16 protein-coding genes are annotated in these 19,958 nt (G+C 64.5%); 8 read left to right on the plus strand and 8 right to left on the minus strand.

What is annotated here, in order from left to right; genetic code table 11:
• Positions 1 to 195 precede the first annotated feature (195 nt).
• From IVB32_RS27315 to IVB32_RS27350, 8 genes are all read left to right on the plus strand, one after another.
• A complete protein-coding gene (locus IVB32_RS27315; RefSeq protein ID WP_085360713.1) occupies positions 196 to 1,299 on the plus strand; it encodes an ABC transporter substrate-binding protein in 1,104 nt (367 codons plus the stop codon).
• Complete coding sequence (locus IVB32_RS27320) at positions 1,277 to 2,299, plus strand: ABC transporter permease subunit (RefSeq protein WP_247294801.1); 1,023 nt, start codon at positions 1,277 to 1,279, stop codon at positions 2,297 to 2,299. The genes IVB32_RS27315 and IVB32_RS27320 overlap by 23 nt, the downstream gene beginning before the upstream one ends.
• Positions 2,293 to 3,093: an ABC transporter ATP-binding protein gene (locus tag IVB32_RS27325; RefSeq protein ID WP_018457482.1), complete on the plus strand. Its 801-nt coding sequence runs from the start codon at positions 2,293 to 2,295 to the stop codon at positions 3,091 to 3,093. The genes IVB32_RS27320 and IVB32_RS27325 overlap by 7 nt, the downstream gene beginning before the upstream one ends.
• Complete coding sequence (locus IVB32_RS27330; RefSeq protein ID WP_018457483.1) at positions 3,087 to 4,259, plus strand: acyl-CoA dehydrogenase family protein; 1,173 nt, start codon at positions 3,087 to 3,089, stop codon at positions 4,257 to 4,259. Before IVB32_RS27325 ends, IVB32_RS27330 begins: the two co-directional genes overlap by 7 nt.
• 29 nt (positions 4,260 to 4,288) lie before the next feature.
• Entirely contained in the window at positions 4,289 to 5,389 is a 1,101-nt protein-coding gene (locus IVB32_RS27335) for an LLM class flavin-dependent oxidoreductase (protein ID WP_018457484.1), read from the plus strand.
• 405 nt (positions 5,390 to 5,794) lie between these two features.
• Entirely contained in the window at positions 5,795 to 6,640 is an 846-nt protein-coding gene (locus IVB32_RS27340; protein WP_247294798.1) for a CmcJ/NvfI family oxidoreductase, read from the plus strand.
• Positions 6,641 to 6,743: 103 nt separating this feature from the next.
• Complete coding sequence (locus IVB32_RS27345; protein ID WP_026233379.1) at positions 6,744 to 7,055, plus strand: septal ring lytic transglycosylase RlpA family protein; 312 nt, start codon at positions 6,744 to 6,746, stop codon at positions 7,053 to 7,055.
• Positions 7,056 to 7,097: 42 nt separating this feature from the next.
• The gene (locus IVB32_RS27350) at positions 7,098 to 8,267 is read left to right on the plus strand and encodes a Gfo/Idh/MocA family oxidoreductase (protein ID WP_247294797.1); all 1,170 of its coding nucleotides are present in this window, start codon (positions 7,098 to 7,100) and stop codon (positions 8,265 to 8,267) included.
• Between the two features lie 270 nt (positions 8,268 to 8,537).
• Here IVB32_RS27350 and IVB32_RS27355 read toward each other — a convergent pair whose 3' ends face one another.
• From IVB32_RS27355 to IVB32_RS27390, 8 genes are all read right to left on the minus strand, one after another.
• Positions 8,538 to 9,848, minus strand: a complete 1,311-nt coding sequence (locus IVB32_RS27355; RefSeq protein WP_018457488.1) for an ABC transporter substrate-binding protein — start codon at positions 9,846 to 9,848, stop codon at positions 8,538 to 8,540.
• Between the two features lie 153 nt (positions 9,849 to 10,001).
• The gene (uvrA, locus tag IVB32_RS27360) at positions 10,002 to 12,515 is read right to left on the minus strand and encodes an excinuclease ABC subunit UvrA (protein ID WP_247411956.1); all 2,514 of its coding nucleotides are present in this window, start codon (positions 12,513 to 12,515) and stop codon (positions 10,002 to 10,004) included.
• A 174-nt stretch (positions 12,516 to 12,689) separates the two neighbouring features.
• Positions 12,690 to 13,931 (minus strand): ABC transporter substrate-binding protein, encoded by a 1,242-nt coding sequence (locus tag IVB32_RS27365; protein ID WP_247368912.1) that lies wholly within the window; start codon positions 13,929 to 13,931, stop codon positions 12,690 to 12,692.
• A 41-nt stretch (positions 13,932 to 13,972) separates the two neighbouring features.
• The gene (locus IVB32_RS27370) at positions 13,973 to 15,454 is read right to left on the minus strand and encodes an ATP-binding cassette domain-containing protein (protein ID WP_026233383.1); all 1,482 of its coding nucleotides are present in this window, start codon (positions 15,452 to 15,454) and stop codon (positions 13,973 to 13,975) included.
• Entirely contained in the window at positions 15,454 to 16,380 is a 927-nt protein-coding gene (locus tag IVB32_RS27375; RefSeq protein ID WP_085350215.1) for a branched-chain amino acid ABC transporter permease, read from the minus strand. The genes IVB32_RS27370 and IVB32_RS27375 overlap by 1 nt, the downstream gene beginning before the upstream one ends.
• A 1-nt stretch (position 16,381) precedes the next feature.
• Positions 16,382 to 17,257, minus strand: coding sequence for a branched-chain amino acid ABC transporter permease (locus IVB32_RS27380; RefSeq protein ID WP_018457493.1), 876 nt, complete (start codon positions 17,255 to 17,257; stop codon positions 16,382 to 16,384).
• Positions 17,258 to 17,361: 104 nt separating this feature from the next.
• The gene (locus IVB32_RS27385) at positions 17,362 to 18,603 is read right to left on the minus strand and encodes an ABC transporter substrate-binding protein (protein ID WP_085350214.1); all 1,242 of its coding nucleotides are present in this window, start codon (positions 18,601 to 18,603) and stop codon (positions 17,362 to 17,364) included.
• A gap of 250 nt (positions 18,604 to 18,853) precedes the next feature.
• Entirely contained in the window at positions 18,854 to 19,957 is a 1,104-nt protein-coding gene (locus tag IVB32_RS27390; RefSeq protein ID WP_247368915.1) for an FAD-dependent oxidoreductase, read from the minus strand.
• Position 19,958 lies beyond the last annotated feature (1 nt).

Here is a 19,958-nt window from a genome sequence, read left to right on the forward strand (position 1 = left end):
CTTCGCTTCGTGCCACATTCGAAATTCCATTTCATTGACGATACGGCGAACGCGCCGCATGATTTGCGCATCGCATCAAGGCACCGAGCAGGCGCCGGCGAAAAGATTTTCTCTCGACGCAGGTCCGCACGGAACAGGCGCAACGCAAGCTGTTGTGCCGATGGCGGAGCCGTGCCAGCGCAGGAGTGGAGACGGATGAACGACGACGACAAGCGCGACGGATCGAGGCTCGACCGGCGCCATTTGCTCCAGGCGGGATTAGCTGCGGCATTCGCTGCGCCGCTCGGTGCCTTCGGTGCGGCACAGGCCTTTGCGCCGCGGACAATCGCGCCCGGCGTCGATCTCTCGGAGTTTCCGCTGTGCCGGACTGCGTCGGATGTGCCCGCGCTCACCGGCGCGCCGCGCAAGCTCAAGCTATCCTGGAACGCGGGCGCGGTCTGTCTCGCCCCGGTGCCGGTCGCCATCGAGCACGGCTTGTTCCAGAAGCATAATCTCGACATCGAGCTCATCAATTATTCCGGTTCGACCGACCAGCTGCTCGAGGCCATCGCAACCGGCAAGAGCGATGCCGGTCTCGGCATGGCGCTGCGCTGGCTAAAGCCGCTGGAGCAGGGCTTTGACGTCAAGATTGCCGCCGGCACCCACGGTGGCTGCATGCGGGTCCTGACCCGCGCCGATTCCAGCGTGAGCAAGCTTGCCGATCTCAAGGGCAAGATCGTCGCGGTCGGTGATCTCGGCGGCCCAGACAAGAATTTCTTCTCCATTCAGCTCGCCAAGCTCGGTATCGATCCGAACAAGGATGTCGACTGGCGCGCCTATCCCGGCAACCTTCTCAACGTCGCCGTCGAGAAGGGCGAGGTGCAGGCATTCCTGTCGTCCGACCCGCTGGGTTATCTCTGGCTCAAGGACAGCCAGTACAAGGAGGTCGCCTCCAATCTCGATGGCGAGTATCGCGACAAGAGCTGCTGCATCCTCGGCCTGCGCGGCAGCCTGGTGCGCGAGGAGCCGCTGGTCGCGCGCGCCCTGACGCAGGCGCTGCTTGATGCCGCGATGTTCACCGCGCAAAATCCGTCTGTGACGGCGAAATCGTTCCAGCCTTACGCGCCGAAGACGGCGTCGCTCACGGATATCGAGGGCATGGTGCGCTACCACACTCATCACCATCACCCCGTCGGCGAAGTGCTAAAGCGCGAGCTCAAGGCCTATGCCGACGATCTCAAGAGCGTGCAGGTGTTCAAGCAGAGCACCGATACGGCCAGATTCGCGGAGCGCATCTATGTCGACGTATTCGCTGTCTGACGGCCTTGCCTCCGGCGCGCCGCGCCTCTCGCGCGCACCCTGGCTGACGAGCTGGGTCCGGGACTCCGGTGCCGGCATTCTCGCCAGCGTGGCGTGGATTGCCTTCGGCCTGTCCTGCCTGTGGTGGGAGGACGTCGGCGACTGGTCGCGGACCCATTCGCTCGGCATTGCCGCGTTTGTCATCGCAGCGATCGCGTTGTTCGGGACGGTCGGCGCCGATTACCTCGGTTCGACGGGCCGGGCCTTGCGCCAGCGCGCGCCGTGGCTCGTCGTGCTCGGCGTTGTCCTGACCCTGTGGGAAGTCGCGACGGCAAAATTCGCCTGGCTACCGTTGCCGTTCTTTCCGCCGCCGCAATCGATCATCGAGGTCTACACCGACGATCTGCCAAAACTGCTCGACAGCGTGTTCGCCTCGGTCAAGCTCCAGCTCGGCGGCTATCTGATCGGCGCGACGGTCGGCTTCCTGACCGGCGTCTCGATCGGCTGGTCGCGCGCGGTCGGCTATTGGGTGCATCCGGTGCTGCGCTTCATCGGCCCGTTGCCGGCGACCGCCTGGCTGCCGATCGCCTTCTTCACCTTTCCGTCGAGCTGGAGCGCATCGAGCTTTCTGATCGCGCTGGCAACCGGCTTCCCGGTCACCGTGCTGACTTGGTCGGGTGTCGCGAGCGTGAGCAACGCATATTACGACGTCGCGCGGACGCTCGGGGCGAAGCCTTCCTTCCTGGTGCTGAAGGTCGCGATCCCCGCGGCCTTGCCGCACGTTTTCGTGGGCCTGTTCATGGGGCTCGGCTCGTCCTTTGCCGTGCTCGTCGTCGCCGAGATGATCGGCGTCAAGGCAGGGCTCGGCTGGTACCTGCAATGGGCGCAGGGCTGGGCCGCCTATGCCAACATGTATGCGGCGCTGATCGTGATGTCGTTGCTCTGCTCCGGCGCGATCACGCTGCTGTTTGCGATCCGCGATCGCCTGCTGGTTTGGCAAAAGGGGACAGTGAAATGGTAGCCGCAACCGCACTGGCTGACTTCGACGCTCACCCGGCGGCCGGTGCCGCGCTCGACATCGAGCAGGTCAGCCACGCCTTCGACATCGACGGCGCCGAGCTGCCGGTGCTCAGCGACGTCAGCATCTCCGTCGAGCCGGGCGAGTTCGTTGCGCTGCTCGGCCCCTCCGGCTGCGGCAAGTCCACGCTGCTGCGCCTCGTCGCAGGCCTCGACAAGCCCCGGTCCGGAACGCTGCGCGAGGACGAGGCGCGCATCACGCGACCGCACCCGTCGCGCGTCGTCGTGTTCCAGGATCCCACCTTGTTTCCTTGGCGCACGGTCTGGGACAACGTCGCGCTCGGGTTGGAGGCGCAGGGCATCTTGAAGAGCCAGCGTCATCGCGTCGATGCCGCGCTCGATCTCGTCGGGCTATCGTCCTTCCGCAATGCCTATCCGCACCAGCTCTCGGGCGGCATGGCGCAGCGCGTCGCGCTGGCCCGCGCACTGGTCAATGATCCCAAAATCCTCATCCTCGACGAACCGCTCGGTAAGCTCGACTCGCTGACCCGCATCACCATGCAGGCCGAGCTGGTCTCACTGTGGCAGCGCAAGGGTTTTACCACGCTGCTGGTGACGCATGACGCCGAGGAGGCGCTGGTGCTCGCCAACCGCGTCATCGTGTTCAGCGACCGCCCGGCGCGTGTGAAGGCAGACATCCGTGTCGACCGGTCCTATCCGCGCCATCGCGGCGATCCGTATCTGGTGGATTTGCGCCGCCAGATCCTTGGCCTGCTCGGATTGGACGCCACATGGTGACTTCGATCGCCAAGGGCCGCGCGGCGCATCACGAGCCCGACTACATCGCACGTGCCGAGGCGCTGGCCGAGGCTTTCGCCGCCCGCGCGGCCGAGCACGATCGCACCGGCAGCTTCCCGTTCGAGAACTTTCGCGAGCTTTCCGAAGCAGGCCTGCTGTCGCTGACGGTGCCTGCCGCCCATGGCGGGGCCGGAGCTGGCGCACGATACGCCGCCCGCGTCCTCGGCATCATCGGCAAGGCCGATCCGTCGACCGCGCTGGTGCTGTCGATGCACTACATCAACCATCTGGTGATGGCACGGAGCCCGACCTGGCCGGCGCGGCTGTCGCGCAAGCTCGCGCGCGAGAGCGTCGAAGGCCTTGCGCTCGTCAATGCGCTCCGCGTCGAGCCCGAACTGGGCTCGCCTGCGCGCGGCGGCCTGCCCGCGACCATTGCACGTCGGACCGAGACCGGCTGGCGGCTCTCGGGGCACAAGATCTATTCGACGGGATCGCCGATCCTGAAATGGTATCTGGTCTGGGCGCGGACGGACGAAGCCGAGCCGCGCGTTGGACAGTTCCTGGTGCCGGCGGGCCTGCCAGGCACGCGCATCGTCGAGACATGGGATCATCACGGCCTGCGGGCCAGCGGCAGCCACGACGTCATCTTCGAGGACGTCGTGATACCCCTCGATGCCGAGATCGATGTGCGCGAGCCGGCGGACTGGCGCGCACCTGATGTGGCGCAGGCGACGGTCCACACGATCTTTGTCGCCGCGATCTATGACGGCGTTGCGCGGGCTGCACGCGACTGGCTGGTCGGGTTCCTGAAGCAGCGGGTCCCTGCCAGCCTGGGCGCGCCGCTTGCGACCTTGCCGCGGGCGCAGGAGATCCTTGGCGCGATCGAGGCGCGGCTCATCGTCAATGCACGGCTGATCGCATCCTTTGCCGGTGATTTCGATGACGGTGTCGCGCTTTCCGCGGCCGAGTCCAACGTCATCAAGCTGGCCGTCACCAATAACGCCGTCGCCGCGGTCGAGAATGCCTTGTCGCTGACCGGCAATCACGGCCTGTCCCGCGCCAATCCGCTGGAGCGGCACTATCGCGACGTCCTGTGCGGTCGCGTGCACACGCCGCAGGACGATTCCACGCGCACCGGCCTCGGCCGTGCCGCATTGGGCCTCTAGCCTGCCGCCAAACATTCAGGGAGAACATCATGTCGGTCGAGTTCATCGGCTTTATCGCCAACAGCAATGCTTCCGAGACCATCGTACGCCAGGGCCCGGTGCTCGATGCCGCCTATATCGAGACGGTGGCGAAGGCGCATGAGCTCGCGGGTTTCGATCGTGCGCTGCTGGCGTTCCATTCAACCACGCCCGATGCGCTCCAGGTCGCACAGCATGTGCTGACCATCACCAAATCGTTGAAAGTGATGATCGCGCAGCGACCGGGCTTTACCGCGCCGACGCTGCTCGCGCGGCAGCTTGCGACGCTTGACCAACTCTATGGAGGCCGCGTCTCGCTCCACGTCATCACCGGCGGCAATGCAGCCGAGCTTAGGCAGGACGGCAATACGCTCGACGACAAGGACGAGCGTTACGCCCGCACCAGCGAGTTTCTCGACGTGGTGAAGCTGGAATGGACCAGCGAGAAGCCGTTCAACTACAGCGGAAAGTACTACAACGTCGAGAACGGTTTTTCGCAGGTGAAGCCGCTGCAGAAGGCCGGCATCTACACCTTCGTCGGTGGTGGCTCTGACGCTGCGATCGACGTCGCGGGCAAGCATGCCGACACCTTTGCGCTGTGGGGTGAATCCTATGCGCAGGTGCGCGACGTCACCTCGCGGGTTCACAATGCGGCCGTCAGGCAGGGCCGTCGGACGCCGCGCTTCAGCCTCTCGGTGCGGCCGATCATCGCTCCGACCGAGAAGCAGGCCTGGGAAAAGGCGGACGAGATTCTTGCGCGCGCCACCGCGCTCCAGGACAAGACCGGCTATCGCAAGCCCGCCGACGGCCATGCCACCGCTGGCGCGCGGCGTCTGCTCTCGCTCGCCGACCAGGGCAGCCGCATCGACAAGCGGCTGTGGACCGAGATCGCAAAGCTCACCGGCGCCAACAGCAACACCACCGCGCTGGTCGGCACGCCCGAGCAGGTCGCCGAGGTCTTCGGCGACTATTGCGACCTCGGCGTCAGCCATTTCCTGATCCGCGGCTTCGATCCGCTTCCCGATGCCATCGAGTATGGCCGTGAGCTGATCCCGCTGACGCGCGAGCTGATCGCCAAGCGCCAGCCTGTTCGCGGCGAGGCGGCGGAATGATCCGTCTCATGCTGGCCGACGCGATAATGTTCGGCTGGTCGCGGACGAGCAGAGCGAAATCGACCTCTACCTTCACTGGGGTCTGATCAAGCAGAAGCTCGAGGCGGCCGAGATCGCTACTGCGCAGAGCCGGGACCCATGCCGCACAGATGCTCCCGGTGAGATAGGCCCCGGCTCAGCAGCGTACCACTGCGTGATGCGCTGCGTCCGGGGCACGAGATCTCAAAAGGCTCTCAAGCATCCGTGAAGCGGGCAGGGCGCATTCCAACCCGGCCGGATTTCGCGATGCGTTTGTTCTGCGTTTCATGCCAGCGACAGCACTCGCATTGCTATTTGCACCAACTCCCTTGCAGTACGCCCGGTGTCTTCAAAAATCATCCAGACGACCACATCGGGAGACCGGCCATGGGCCTGCAAGAAACAAAAATCGAATCGCTTCCCTTCGTCACCGCTGAACTCAATTACCTCGCGCCGGTTTCGGGCAAGCCGCGCACTTACGCCTTCGATCCACCGCCTGGCGAGCCCAAAAGCACGTCATTGCCGGAGCCGCATCAGGTACCGATCTTCGATGCCCGGCTGATCGCACAAAACATCTCGCTCGACCGCGAAGGCTTTGCGCTGGTGCGGCATCCACATCAGGTGAAGGACTTCTCTAATGAGGAGGAAATCAAGGCGGTCTACTATCCCGCCGTCGAGGCCTTCCTGCGCGCAACGCTGAAAGCCGACCGCGTCGTCATCTTCGACCATACCGTGCGCAGGCGCGTTGAGGGTGCCGCGGACATCCGCGACGGTGGCCCGCGTCAGCCGGCAACGCGCGTCCACGTGGATCAGACCGCCGTCTCAGGCGCCAACCGCGTGCGCGAGCATCTGCCCGACGAGGCCGAAGAGTTGCTGAAGGGCCGCGTCCAGGTGATCAATCTGTGGCGGCCGATCCGCGGTCCTTTGCGAGATTCGCCGCTGGCGATGGCCGACGGCACGACGGTTGCGCCCGACGATCTCGTCGCCTCGGATCTGATCTATCCCAACCGTCGCGGCGAAATCTATTCGGTGAAATACAATCCGAACCATCGCTGGTTCTATTTCCCCGAGATGACGGCGGACGAAGCACTGCTGCTCAAGTGCTACGATTCCGCAACCGATGGCCGCACCCGCTTCGGGCCGCACGCCGCGTTCGTCGATCCGACCACGCCGGCCGATGCCGCGCCGCGCGAGAGCATCGAGGTTCGGACGCTCGTATTCCACAAACAGTAACAGAACTGTGATGGCACTGCCGGGCGCGGCCCGGCAGTGGCTCAGGAACCCACGGGAACCGACAAACGTTTGCGCCCGGGGCAGGCCAACCCGGAGGGGTGCCGTGCGAGCGCAGACCACGTTATTTTCTTGCCTTGCTACGTTTTCGCTTTCTGCAGTTTCCTTTGCCCAGGCCGAAAGCGGGCTTGCCTCCTATTACAGCTACGGAAAAGCCGGGAAAGGTGAGCTGACCTGCGCGCACCGGACGCGTCCGTTCGGAAGCGTGCTGAGGGTGTCCTACGGCAGCCGCTCGATTCAGTGCCGCGTCAACGATCGCGGCCCCTTCATCCGCGGCCGCATCGTCGATCTCTCGGTGCCGGCTGCCAAGGCGCTGGGCATGATGAGCGCCGGCGTGGTGCGGGTCTCGGTGGAATAGACCTGCCAGCACGCTATAGTGCCGCCCAAAGCGGGGGGCGCTATGGCCAGGATCAGGGTGGGACTCGTCGGCTGCGGCTTCGTGTCGGAGCTGCATATGTATGCGTTCCGGCGCGTCTACGGGGTGGATGTCGAGGTCGCGGCGGTCGCTGCGCGCGGCGACCATGTCGTCGAATTCGCCGGCCGCCACCAGATCCAACGGGTCTATCGCAGCTTCGCCGAGCTGATCGCAGACCGCGAGCTCGATGTCATCGACATCTGCACGCCGCCCAATCTTCATGCGGGGATGATCGTCGCCGCCATGCAGGCCGGCAAGCATGTGATCTGCGAAAAGCCGTTCGCCGGCTATTTCGGCCGCGACGGCGACCGGCAGCCGATCGGCAGGCATGTGCCGAAGGCGCTGATGTATGAGCGCGTGCTGGAAGAGATGGACGCCACGCGTGCCGCGATCGAGCGCACCGGAAAGCTCTTCATGTATGCCGAGGACTGGATCTACGCGCCGGCCGTGACCAAGACCGCGGAGATTCTGAGAGCGACCAAGGACAAAATCCTGTTCATGAAGGGCGAGGAGAGCCATTCCGGATCGCATGCGGCCCATGCCGCGCAATGGGCGATGACCGGGGGCGGCTCGCTGATCCGGATGGGCTGCCATCCGCTCTCGGCGGTGCTGTATCTCAAGCAGGTCGAGGCCAAGGCGCGCGGTGAAACCATCCGCGTCGCCAGCGTCAGCGGCGATGTCGGCAATGTCACGGCCATCCTCAAGCCGGAGGAGCGCACCTACATCAAGGCCAATCCTGTCGACGTCGAGGATTGGGGCACGCTGACCGCGACGTTTTCGGACGGCACCAAGGCCACCGTGTTCTCCGGCGACATGATCATGGGCGGCGTGCGCAATCTGATCGAGACCTACACGTCAGGCGGCTCGCTGTTCGCCAACATCACGCCGAATGATCATCTGATGAGCTACCAGACCTCCGAGGAGAAACTCGCCTCCGTCTACATCACCGAGAAGGTCGACCGCAAAACCGGCTGGCAATATGTCTGCCTCGAAGAGGAGTGGACGCGCGGCTATCTCCAGGAGATCCAGGACTTCATGGAATGCGCCGCGACGGGACGGCAGCCGCTGTCGGACCTCGCGCTGGCGTACGAGACAATCAAGGTGAACTACGCGGGATACTGGGCGGCGGAGGAGGGACGAAGGGTGATGATGTAGGGCGTGATGAACTCACTGAGCTAGCCGCAGGCACGGTGCCAATCCTTCTCCCCTTGCGGGAGAAGGTGGCATAGGCGGCCTTCGGCCGCCGTTCTCAAGAACGCCGAAGCGTAGCTTCGGCTATAGCGCCGGATGAGGGGTTCTCTCCGCGGTTTAAAATGAGAGAGGTTTGCTCGCGGAGGCAACCCTCACCCGTCTCGCCGTTTCGCGGCGAGCCACCCTCTCCCGCAAGCAAGGGGAAAGGGTGCACCGTCGGCGCGGCGCGTAGCCTCACGTCCCGTAGGTCGAGCCCTTCGGCAGCGGAAACACCGGGTCCCGCGTCCGGATGTTCGTCGGCCACACCACCGAGATGTGTTCGCCGGCATTCTGCATCACCACCGGGGTCGAGCGCTCGTTCTGGCCGGACATCGGCGTGCCCGGCGGGAAGAATTTCACGCCATAGCCCTGGATGGTGCCGCCGGCTGGAATGTCGACGTCGAGCGCGGCCTTGCGAATGGCCTCGGGCTCGAAGCTGCCGTACTTCTCCTTGGCGACCGGCAGCACGTTGTTGAGCAAGATCCAGGTCTGGTTGAAACCCATCGAGCAATGCGGCGGCACGTCGGTGGCGCTGGTCTTGGCCTGGTAGCGCGAGACCATGGTCTTGGTCAGGTCGCCGATTCCAGGCGCGAGCTTGGAGGCATCGAGCAGTTGCGCCGGCACCGGATCGATGTTGCAGAAATTGTCGATGTCGGGGCCGAAGGTCGCGCGCAGCTTGTCGAGCTGGCTGTAGCCGGCGCCCGCGCCGAACAGCATCTTGAAGCGCAATCCGCTCTCGCGGGCCTGGCGCAGGAACAGGGTGATGTCGGGGTTGTAGCCGGCGTGCGAGATCACATCGACCTTGGCGCGCTTGAGCTTGGTCACGAGCACCGAGAGATCGGGCGCGGAAGCCGAATAGCCTTCGCGCATCACCACCTGGATGCCCGCCTGCTTGGCATAGGCCTCGTCGGCCGCCGCGACGCCGACGCCGTAAGGGCCGTCCTCGTGGATCAGCGCGACCTTGACGTCCTTCGGGTCCATGCCGAGCTTGCCTTGCGCGTGCTCGGCGACGAAGCCCGCGAAGGCCTGGCCGTACTGATCGGAATGGATCTGCGCGCGAAACACATATTGCAGGTTCTTGTCCTTGAACACGGCGGTCGAGACCGCGGTGGTGATCCAGAGGATCTTCTTCTGCTGCTCGACCTTCGCCGCCATCGGCACCGCATGCGCGCTGGAATAGACGCCGTTGATGATGTCGATCTTTTCCTGGCTGATCAGCCGCTCGGCCTCGTTGATGGCGACGTCGGCCTTGCTCTGAGAGTCCGCCGCGACCGGCACGATCTTGGTCTTGCCGCCGATGCCGCCCTTTTCGTTGACGAGGTCGATGGCGATCTGCGCGCCGACCGAGGAGGCGACCGAGCCGCCGGCGGCAAACGGACCGGTGAGGTCGTAGATCAAGCCGATGCGCAAATTCTCGGCTTGCGCCTGGGCCCGTGTCCAATCGAGGCTGAGTGCGGCGGCGGCAGCCGCCGAGCTCTTCAGCAGCTGCCTGCGTGAAGTGGGCATCCTATCCTCCCTCAAAGATCGTCTTATGATTTGGTCTTGTTATTCTTTTTCGAAGTATGGGGAGCGGGGCGGCGGAAAGTCAACATGGCGAAAGTCGGGGTCCGGTCTCCGCGACGCAGAACGCAATTGCGAAATGGGTGATGAGCGCGCCCGTTACTGTTTCAAGCGACGGGCAAGATAGCCAGCGGTCTTCCCGCCGGCCGCGGCGACCTCTCGCGGCGTCCCCGACGACACGATACGGCCGCCTTCCTCGCCGGCGCCGGGACCGAGGTCGATGATCCAGTCGCTATGAGAGACGACATCCATGTCGTGCTCGACCACGACCACGCTGTTGCCGGCGTCCACGATGCGCTCGAGTTGGGCGATCAGCCGCTCGACATCCCTGGGATGAAGACCGGTGGTCGGCTCGTCCAGGACATAGAGCGTGTGACCGCGTTGCGGCCGCATGAGCTCGGTCGCAAGCTTGATGCGCTGGGCTTCCCCGCCCGACAATTCGGTGGCGGACTGACCGAGACGAATATAGCCGAGCCCGACCTCGCGGACGACCGATAGGGACCGGTTGAGGGTTGGATCTTCGTGGAAGAATTCGAAGGCTTCGTCGACGCGCATCGCCAGCACATCCGCGATGGATTTTCCGCGGATCTTCACCTCCAGCGTCTTGTCATTGTAGCGCGCGCCCTTGCAGGTCGGGCAGGGCGCATAGACGCTGGGAAGAAACAGAAGCTCGACGCAGACAAATCCTTCGCCTTCGCAGGTGCTGCATCGGCCCTTCGCGACATTGAAGGAAAAGCGCCCGGCATCGTAGCGGCGGGACTTTGCCTGCGGCGTCACGGCGAACAGCTTCCGGACGTGGTCGAACAGGCCGGTATAGGTTGCAAGGTTGGATCGCGGCGTGCGGCCGATCGGCCTCTGATCCACCACGACGAGACGATCGACCTGGTCGAGGCCGGCGACGATCTCGCCGCCCAATGTCTCGACCGTGGGTGCCAGGCTATCGTCGTCCGCGTCCGCAGCCCGTGCATGGCCGAGATGCTCCGCCATGGCATCGACGAGGAATTGGCTGATCAGGCTCGATTTGCCGGAGCCCGACACGCCGGTCACGCTGGCGAGAACGCCGAGCGGGATATCGACGTCGAGGCCGCGGAGATTATTCCGGGTCACACCCCGGACTTTCAGATGCGCCTTCGGCTGGCGGCGGACCATCGGCAGCGGCTTTCGTGGATGCGCGAGATAATGGGCGGTTCGCGATTGCGCGACCTGCCCGAGTCCTGAGGGCGGTCCGCTATAGAGGATGTTCCCGCCGCCTTCGCCGGCATCAGGCCCGACATCCACCAGCCAGTCGGCATGCTTGATCACCTCGATCTCGTGCTCGACCACGAAGATCGAATTGCCCGCGTGTTTCAGCCGGTCCAGCGCCCGCAGCAGCGCCTCGGTGTCGGCGGGATGCAGACCTGCCGACGGTTCGTCGAGCACATAGACGACGCCGAACAGGTTGGAGCGAACCTGGGTCGCAAGCCGCAGCCGCTGCAACTCGCCGGGCGACAGCGTTGGCGTGCTGCGCTCGCAGGCGAGATAGCCGAGGCCGAGGTCGAGCAGGACGGCCAGCCGCGCCGACAGATCCTCGCAGATGCGCCTGGCGACGATGGTTTTCTCCGATGCTCCGACGGTCGAAGTCTCCGCGAAAGGGTTCATCACCTCCTGCAGCTTCTCGAGCGGCAGATGAGACATCTCGGCGATATCAAGTCCGGCGAATTTGACCTTGAGTGCCTCGGGCTTCAATCGCGTGCCATGGCAGGTCGGGCAGTCCTGGGTGATCATGAATTGCGCGACGCGGCGCTTCATCATCGCACTCTCGGACTTGGCAAAGGTCTGCATCACGTAGCGCTTGGCGCCGGTGAACGTGCCCTGATAGCTCGGCTCCTCCTTGCGGCGCAGGGCCCGTTTGACCTCGGCCAAGTCGTAACCGGCATAGACCGGAACGGTCGGCTGCTCCTCCGTGAACAGGATCCAGTCGCGGTCCTTCCTGGGCAGCTCACGCCAGGGCTTGTCCACGTCGTAGCCCAGCGTGGTCAGGATGTCCCGGAGGTTCTGCCCCTGCCAGGCACTCGGCCACGCCGCGACGGCGCGCTCGCGAATGGTGAGGGTGTCGTCGGGCACCATGGACTTCTCGGTGACGTCGAGCATCCTGCCGATACCGTGACAGGTCGGGCAGGCTCCTTCCGGCGTGTTCGGCGAGAACGATTCCGCATAGAGCATCCTTTGTCGGCGCGGGTATTCGCCGGCACGGGAATAGAGCATCCTGAGCAGGTTCGAGATGGTCGTCACGCTGCCCACGGACGACCTCGTCGTCGGCGCGCCGCGCTGCTGCTGGAGCGCTACGGCGGGCGGCAGGCCTTCGATGTCGTCCACCTCAGGGATCTGCATCTGGTGGAAGAGGCGCCGCGCGTAAGGCGACACCGATTCCAGATATCGCCGTTGCGCCTCGGCGTAGACCGTTCCGAAGGCGAGCGAGGATTTTCCGGAGCCCGACACGCCGGTGAACACGACGAGGGCGTTGCGCGGAATACTGACGTCGACGTTCCTGAGATTGTGCTCACGCGCGCCCCGCACGCGAACGAAGCCGTCATCCTGCATCAGGTCATCGGGGTGTCTTGATCGGTCGTCCATCTCGCTGCTCCGGCCCACGCATGGGAGATAACGGCAGGATCGCAGGATGGGTCCACAGATGCCAGCGCATCGGTTGCGTTCTGCACAAAGCGAAGGCCCGCCGCGATTGAAGCGACGGGCCATGCAAGGGCGATGGGGCGCTCGGGACGGGCCCCTGGTGCCCAGCCCGGCGTGTTACTGCGACAGCTTCACGAAGCTCGGAAACTTCAGCTTGCCCTCCGCGATCTTCTCGGGCCAGACCACGACCTGCTTGGAGTCCTGCCACTGGAAGACCAGACCGGATACGGTCGTGGGACCCGACTTGATGCCGTGGGTGAACTCGTCGTCCTTGCCGTAGAACTGGATGCGGCCGATCGTACCCTCGTAGTCGGTCTTTTCAAGCTCAGCGACCATCTTGTCCGGATCGGTCGAGCCGGCGCGCTTGATCGCCTCCGTGATGAAGTAGACTTCGTCATAGGCGGTGTAGCCGGTGTAGGCCGGCGGCGAGCCGAACTTGGCCTTGAAGGCGGCTGCGAACGGCTTCGTCTTGGAGGTCACGGCGACGTCGGGTGTTGCGACCGCCAGCGACGGCACGCCGTCAGCGGCGCCATTGGTGTCCTTCCAGAAGGTCGGGCTCAGCGCCTGCGCGCTGATACCGAACATCGGGATCGGCACCTGCTGGTTCTTCCACTGCACCGTCGGCTGCACGCCGACATGCGAGATGCCGGTGACGATCACGTCCGGCTTCTTGGCCTCGATATTGTTGAAGATCGGCGTGAAGTCGGTGGTATCGGGCGAGAACCGCACGTGCTCGACGACCTTGAGGCCTGCTTTCGGAAGACAGGCTTCGTAGCCGACGTCGAGCGGCTTGGTCCAGGCGGCGTCCTCGCTCATGATCGCGGCCGTCTTGAACTTGAGCTTGTCGACCAGCAGATCCTTGGCGGCGTCGCAGACGAGCTGCGCTTGTGCGGCCGAGGTCAGATAGCCGTGGAAGGTGTATTTGTTCTTTTCGTAGTCGTTATGAATCGCCTTGGTGATCTCGTTCGAGGCCGCGCCGGGGGTGATCAGCGGCATCTTCAGCCGCGCTGCCCAGGGCTCGAGCGCCAGCACGACCTCGCTGATATAGCTCGCGATCACGGCGGAGACCTTGTCCTCGCTCACCGCGCGCTGGAACGCGCGCACCGAGTCCGCCGAGGAGCTCTTGTTGTCGTAGGTCACGATCTCGATCTTGCGGCCGAGAATGCCACCCTTGGCGTTGATCTCGTCGGCGGCGATCTGCGCGCCGCCGGGCGTCGCGGCACCAGCGATCGACTGCACCTCGGCGATGACGCCGATCTTGATAGGATCGTTCGACTGCGCATAGGCGGGAGCAGCAAGGCACAGCGCCAGCGCGGAGGCGAGGAGGAAGCTGCCGCTCAAACTCTTCGATGGTCGCATGGTCGTTTCCTTTTGCTTGTTTTGTTGTTGGTATGGGCGAACTAGAGAAAATCGGCGCCAGCCTCCGCGGCGAAGCGGCCCGGATCGCCCTCCCAGACGATCCTTGCATGCTCGAGCACATAGACGCGGTCGGCATGCGGAAGCGCGAAGGTCACGTTCTGCTCGCCGAGCAACACCGTGATCGATGTCGTCTGCCGCAGCCTGGTTAGGGCCTTGGACAGGAGTTCGAGGATGACGGGGGCGAGACCCAGCGTCGGTTCATCCAGGATCAGGATCTGCGGCTGCATCATCAGCGCGCGGCCGATCGCAAGCATCTGCTGCTCGCCGCCGGAGAGCGTTTGCGCCATCTGGCCCTGACGCTCTTTCAGGATCGGGAATAGCTCGAACAGCCAGGCGAGCTGTGCCGCGCGCTTGTCGTCGGCCAGATGTTGCCCGCCGAGATCGAGGTTTTCGCGCACGCTCATCTCGCCGAACAGCTCGCGCGATTCCGGGCACTGCACGAGGCCGCTGCGGGCGATCTTCGCCGGCGTCGTGCCGCGCAGCTTCTCGCCGTTGCGCACGATCTCGCCGCTATAAGGCAGGAAGCCCGAGATGGTGTTGAACAATGTGGTCTTGCCGGCGCCGTTGAGACCGACGATCGAGACGAACTCGCCCTCATGGACGTGGATCGAGACGTTCTCCAGCGCCTGCGCCTTGCCGTAGAACACGCTGACATTCTCGACCTGGAGCAGCGGCACCTTGTCCTTGAAGCTGGTCTCGGGCCGCGCATGGGTCTCGATGGCGCCGCCGAGATAGACCCGCCGCACCGTCTCGTTCTTCATGACGTCCTCGGCCTTGCCGGTGACGATCTCCTCGCCGAGATACATCGCGAGCACGCGGTCGACCAACGCCGCGACGCTCTTGACGTTGTGGTCGACCAGCATCACCGCGCGGCCCTCGTCGCGGAAACTGCGGATCAGGTCGGAAAACATTTCGACCTCGGCCCGCGTCAGCCCGGCAAAGGGCTCGTCCACCAGCACGACCTTGGGATCGCGCGCGATAGCCTTTGCCAGCTCGAGCCGGCGCAAGTCGGCGAAGGGCAGCGTCGGCGGGCGGCGGTTCATCACGTTGCCGAGCCCGACGCGATCGGCGATCCATTTGGCGCGCTCGAGCAGCGCCTTGTCCGGAAACAGCATGAACAGGCTGTCCGGCAGCAGCGCGACCATGATGTTCTCCAGCACAGTCTGCCGGTTCAGCGGTCGCGAATGCTGGAACACCATGCCAAAGCCCTTGCGCGCGATCTTGTGCGCCGGCAAGCCCGCGACGTTCTCGCCCTCGAATACGACTTCGCCTGATGTCGGGCGTTCGATGCCCATGACGCTCTTCATCGCGGTCGATTTGCCCGAGCCGTTCGGCCCGATCAGGCCAAAAATCTCGCCGCTATTGACCTCGAAGCCGAGGTTCTTCACCGCCGTCAGTCCGCCGAAGCGCTTGGTCAGGCCGCGGACTTCGAGCACGGCCCGGTTTGAAGATCGCATATCCATCACGAGCGCGCCTCACGCGAGAGGGCCGCTCCGAGAAAGCCGCCGGGGAAGAACAGCACGACGAGCAGCGCGACAGCTGAGACGATGAAGGTCGCGAGCTCGCCGGTGGGCCTGAGGAATTCGCCGGCGACGATCAGGAAGATCGCGCCGAGTGCCGCGCCAAGCACGGTGCGCCGGCCGCCGAGCACGGCTGAGACGATCACGTTGACGCCGACCGCGACGTCGACGACGGTGCCGACCGAGGCGGTGCCGAAGTAGAACACCAGCAGCGCGCCTGATAACCCCGAGAAGAACGCACTGACGATGAAGGCGGCGAGCTTGTGCTTGACGATGTTGAAGCCGAGCGCGCCGGCCTGGACCGGGTCCTGGCCGCTGGCTTGCAGCACCAGGCCAACAGGCGATTGCGACAGGCCATAGAGAATGGCCGCCGAGATCGTCATGAAGCCGAGCGCGATCCAGTAATTGACGCCGGCGTTGATGGAGATGACGTCGGGAATGGTCAAGCCGATCTCGCCGCCGGTGAGGTCGGCAAACACCACGATGAAATTCTGCAGCATCAGCACCGCGACCAGCGTGGTCAGGCCGAAATACGGTCCGCGCACCCGAAGCGCCGGCAGCGCCAGCACGAGGCCGGCGATGACGGAGGCGAGCGCGCCGAGCACGATGCAGAGATAGACTGACCAGCCGAACTGGGCATTCAGGATGCCGGCGGTGTAGGCGCCGACGCCGATCAGGAAGGTCGGCCCGAAATTGACCTCGCCGGCGAAGCCGAACAGCAGGTCCCACGCCATTGCAAACACGCCGAAATAGAAGGCGACGGTGAGAAGCCCGAGCACGTAGCCGGAGACGTAGAGCGGCAGCGTCGCCGCGATGACGACGAGCGCGAATGAGATGAAGAACAGGCGTGTCGTAAAGAAGCTGGCCATCTCAGCGCCTCCCCAGAAGGCCCTGGGGCCGGATGTACATCACGAACACGAGCAGCAGCAGCGCCGGAATGGTGCGGTAGGCTGGCGAGACCAGATAGGCCGTGAGCGTTTCGAGATAGCCGACCACGAAGGCTGCGATCAGCGAGCCGGAGACGCTGCCGAGGCCGCCGAGCACGACGATCGAGAACGCGCTCGCGGTCAGCGGTCCGACGCTGTAGGAGCTGACGCCGAGAAACATTCCGAGCAGCACGCCGGCGATGCCGGCGAGGATGCCGTAGATCGCCCACACCACGACGTAGATGTTGGTGAGCTCGAGGCCGAGCAGGGTGACGCCGCGTGGGTTCATCGAGGCCGCCAGCACCGCCTTGCCGGTGCGGGTGCGGTTCACCAGGAGCCACAACAGAGCGATGACGAAGCAGCACACGATCGCGGTAAAGATCTCGTTCCTGGGCGTGCGGACGCCGAGAATCTCGACCACGCCCTCGACGATCGGCAGCACGGTCTTGGCGTTGTTGGTGAACAAATAAGCGATCACCTCCTGGATCATGATCCCCCATAGCAGCGTGCCGGTGAGGACGAAGATCTCCTTCTCTTCATTCGGGATGCGCCGGGAATCCTGGATCGGCTTCACCACCGCGAAATAGGTCGCAAAGGATGTAAGGAGGGCGACACCGACGCCGATCAGTGCGCCGGCATAGGTGCCGACATTCAGGATGCTGGCGGCAGCCCAGGCCGCCACCGCTGCCGCCACCATGATGGCCCCGTGGGAGAGGTTGAGGACGCCGGAGACGCCGAAGATCAGCGTGAAGCCGGTGGCACCGAGAGCATAGAGAGCGCTGATGGCAAAGCCATCGATCAGAATCTGGAAAGCACGCATCTAGGGTTGGCAATCCGATTTATGAGAGACGATGTTGCTGGAGCAACGTGCTGCGGGGGCCGCATGTGGAAGCTCCCGGGAGCTGGTCCCGGGAGCGTGTCCTGCTAGTTCGAGAGCTTGATGAAGCTCGGGAACTTGACGTCGACCTTGGCGACTTCCTTGGGCCAGACCGCGCTCTGCTTGCCGTCCTGCCATTGCAGCATCAGCCCGGTGATCAGGCCCTTGCCGTATTTGATCGAGTGCGTGAACGGATCGTCCTTGCCGTAGAACTGGACACGGCCGATCGTGCCTTCCCAGTCGGTCGTCTCCAGAGCGGCGACCAGCTTGTCGGCGTCGGTCGAGCCCGCGCGCTTCACCGCATCGGCGATGTAGTAGACCTCGTCATAGGCGGTGTAGCCGGCATAGGAGGGATAGTTGCCGAACTTCTTCTTGAAGGCTTCGGCGAACGGCACTGATTTCGGCGTCACCGCGACGCCTGGGCCGGAGACGCCCTGGTAGAGTACGCCCTCGGCCGCCTGATTGGTGTCCTTGCCGAAGGTCTCGTTGGTGGCCTGCGAGGAGATGCCGAACATCGGGATCGGCACCTGCTGGTTCTTCCACTGCACCGTCGGCTGCACGCCGACATGGGAGATCCCGGTGATGATCACGTCGGGCTTGGAGCCTTCGATCTTGTTGAAGATCGGCGTGAAGTCGGTGGTATCGGGCGAGAAGCGGATGTGGTCGAGCACCTTCAGCCCGATCTTGGGCAGGCATTCCTCGTAGCCGATGTCGAGCGGCTTGGTCCAGGCGGCGTCCTCGCTCATGATGACCGCGGTCTTCATGTGCATCTTGTCGACGAGCAGGTCCTTGGCGCCGTCGCAGACGGAAAGCGCCAGCGCGGCGGAGGTCAGATAGCCGTGGAAGGTGTACTTGTTCTTCTCGTAGTCGGCATGGACGCTCTTGCTGATCTCGTTGGAGGCGGCACCGGGCGTGACGAACGGCGTCTTCAGCCGCGAGGCCCAGGGCTCCAGTGCCAGCACGACTTCGCTGATGTAGCTGGCGATGACCGCATTGACCTTGTCCTCGTTCACCGCGCGCTGGAAGGCGCGCACTGAATCTGCCGAGGAGGAATGATTGTCGTAAGAGACGATCTCGATCTTGCGGCCGTCGACGCCGCCATTGGCGTTGATCTCGTCGGCGGCGAGCTGTGCCGCCTGGGGGATGGAGGCGCCGGCAATCGCCTGCGCTTCCGCGATCACGCCGATCCTGATCGGGTCGGCCGCAAGCGCCGCGCCTGAGCTCATCAACACAGCGGCCGCGGCGGTACCGAGTGCTATTCGCAACGCAACAGAGAGCGGTTTCTTCATCTTGTTCTCTCCCTTAACAGGCCTCTTATGAGCCATTATGCCGCGACTATACCGGCGGAGACATTCTCGGCAAGTGAAACCGCGTTCAGGATTGTGAGGCACGAACTAAAGTCTAGCGCTGGGCAATAGCGGGCAGGAAAGCTGTCGGACCCGTTTCACGCGCAGGCATGCAGATTTCGTCGGTAGGCATGCGCAGCTATCGCGGGCGCACAGCAACCGGAACGCTGAATTGCGATGCCGTCGCGTCGGCTCAGCGCGCTTGCAGCAGCGATGGATCGAGCGGCGCGAGCCGGGCCGGATCGAATGGCGAGATGTCGACGTTGCGCGTCGCACCCTCCACGATCAGCTGCGCCATGACCTCGCCCGTGGCGGGCGCATTCAGGATGCCCCATACATTGTGCCCCGTCGCAACATACAGACCTTCACTTCGCGGCACCTTGCCGATCAGCGGCAGGCCGTCCTGTGTCACCGGCCGGAAGCAGGCTTGTTGCGCAATGATCCTCTCGGAGCGGAACAGCGGCGACAGCCGCTCGGACATGGTTTGCAGGCGCGCGATCGCGTCCTTGTCCGGCGTCACGGCCGCCGGATCGAGCGGAAGCGGCGCGATGTCGGAGAGAGCGGTGATATGCGTGCTGCCGTCGGCGCGAGGAAAGACCTCGATCGACACGGCACTGCCATTCTCTTCATACTCCAGGAACAGCGCATCGGCCGGCGCATCCGTGCCGGTGTCGTACACGATGCTCGGGCTGCGCTGGCCGTAGACGGCGGGCAGGCTCATCCATTGCGCCGCGAGCAGCGACCATGGTCCCATCGCGATCACGACGGCGTCCGCCTCGACGATGCCGCCGTCGACCTCGACGCCCGTCGCGGTGGTGCCGTTCGCATCGCGCATGATGCCGGTCACCTGGCCGGGACGAAACTCGGCGCCTTCCGCGAGCGCCGCGTTCATCACGGCTACGGTGAATTTTTTGGGGTGAACGATCGCGGCGGTCTCCATCGTGCCGATGCGCTGGGCGATGATGACGCCGTTGCTGAGCCAGCCGAGCGCGGACGGTGCATCCCGGCGCGGGTGGCCATCGGCGGCAACGAAGCCGCTATAAGCGGTCATCGGGCGATAGCCCCAATCGCCTGCGATCTGTTCCGGCAGCTGCGCATGGATCGCAAAGCTCCGTCGCGCCAGCGCATCGAGCGGCGAGCCCTCGCACCAGTCGCGCGCGAGGAAGCCGCCCGCCTTGCCTGATGCTGCGGCCGCGACGTCTGCGCGCTCCACGACGATGACGTCGATGCCGCGGCGGCGGAGAAACCAGGCGGTGCAGGCGCCGATGACGCCGCCGCCGCAGATCACAACGCGCACG

Origin of the sequence: Bradyrhizobium sp. 23, from assembly GCF_023073295.1 — a bacterium.
Lineage (GTDB): Bacteria > Pseudomonadota > Alphaproteobacteria > Rhizobiales > Xanthobacteraceae > Bradyrhizobium > Bradyrhizobium canariense_D.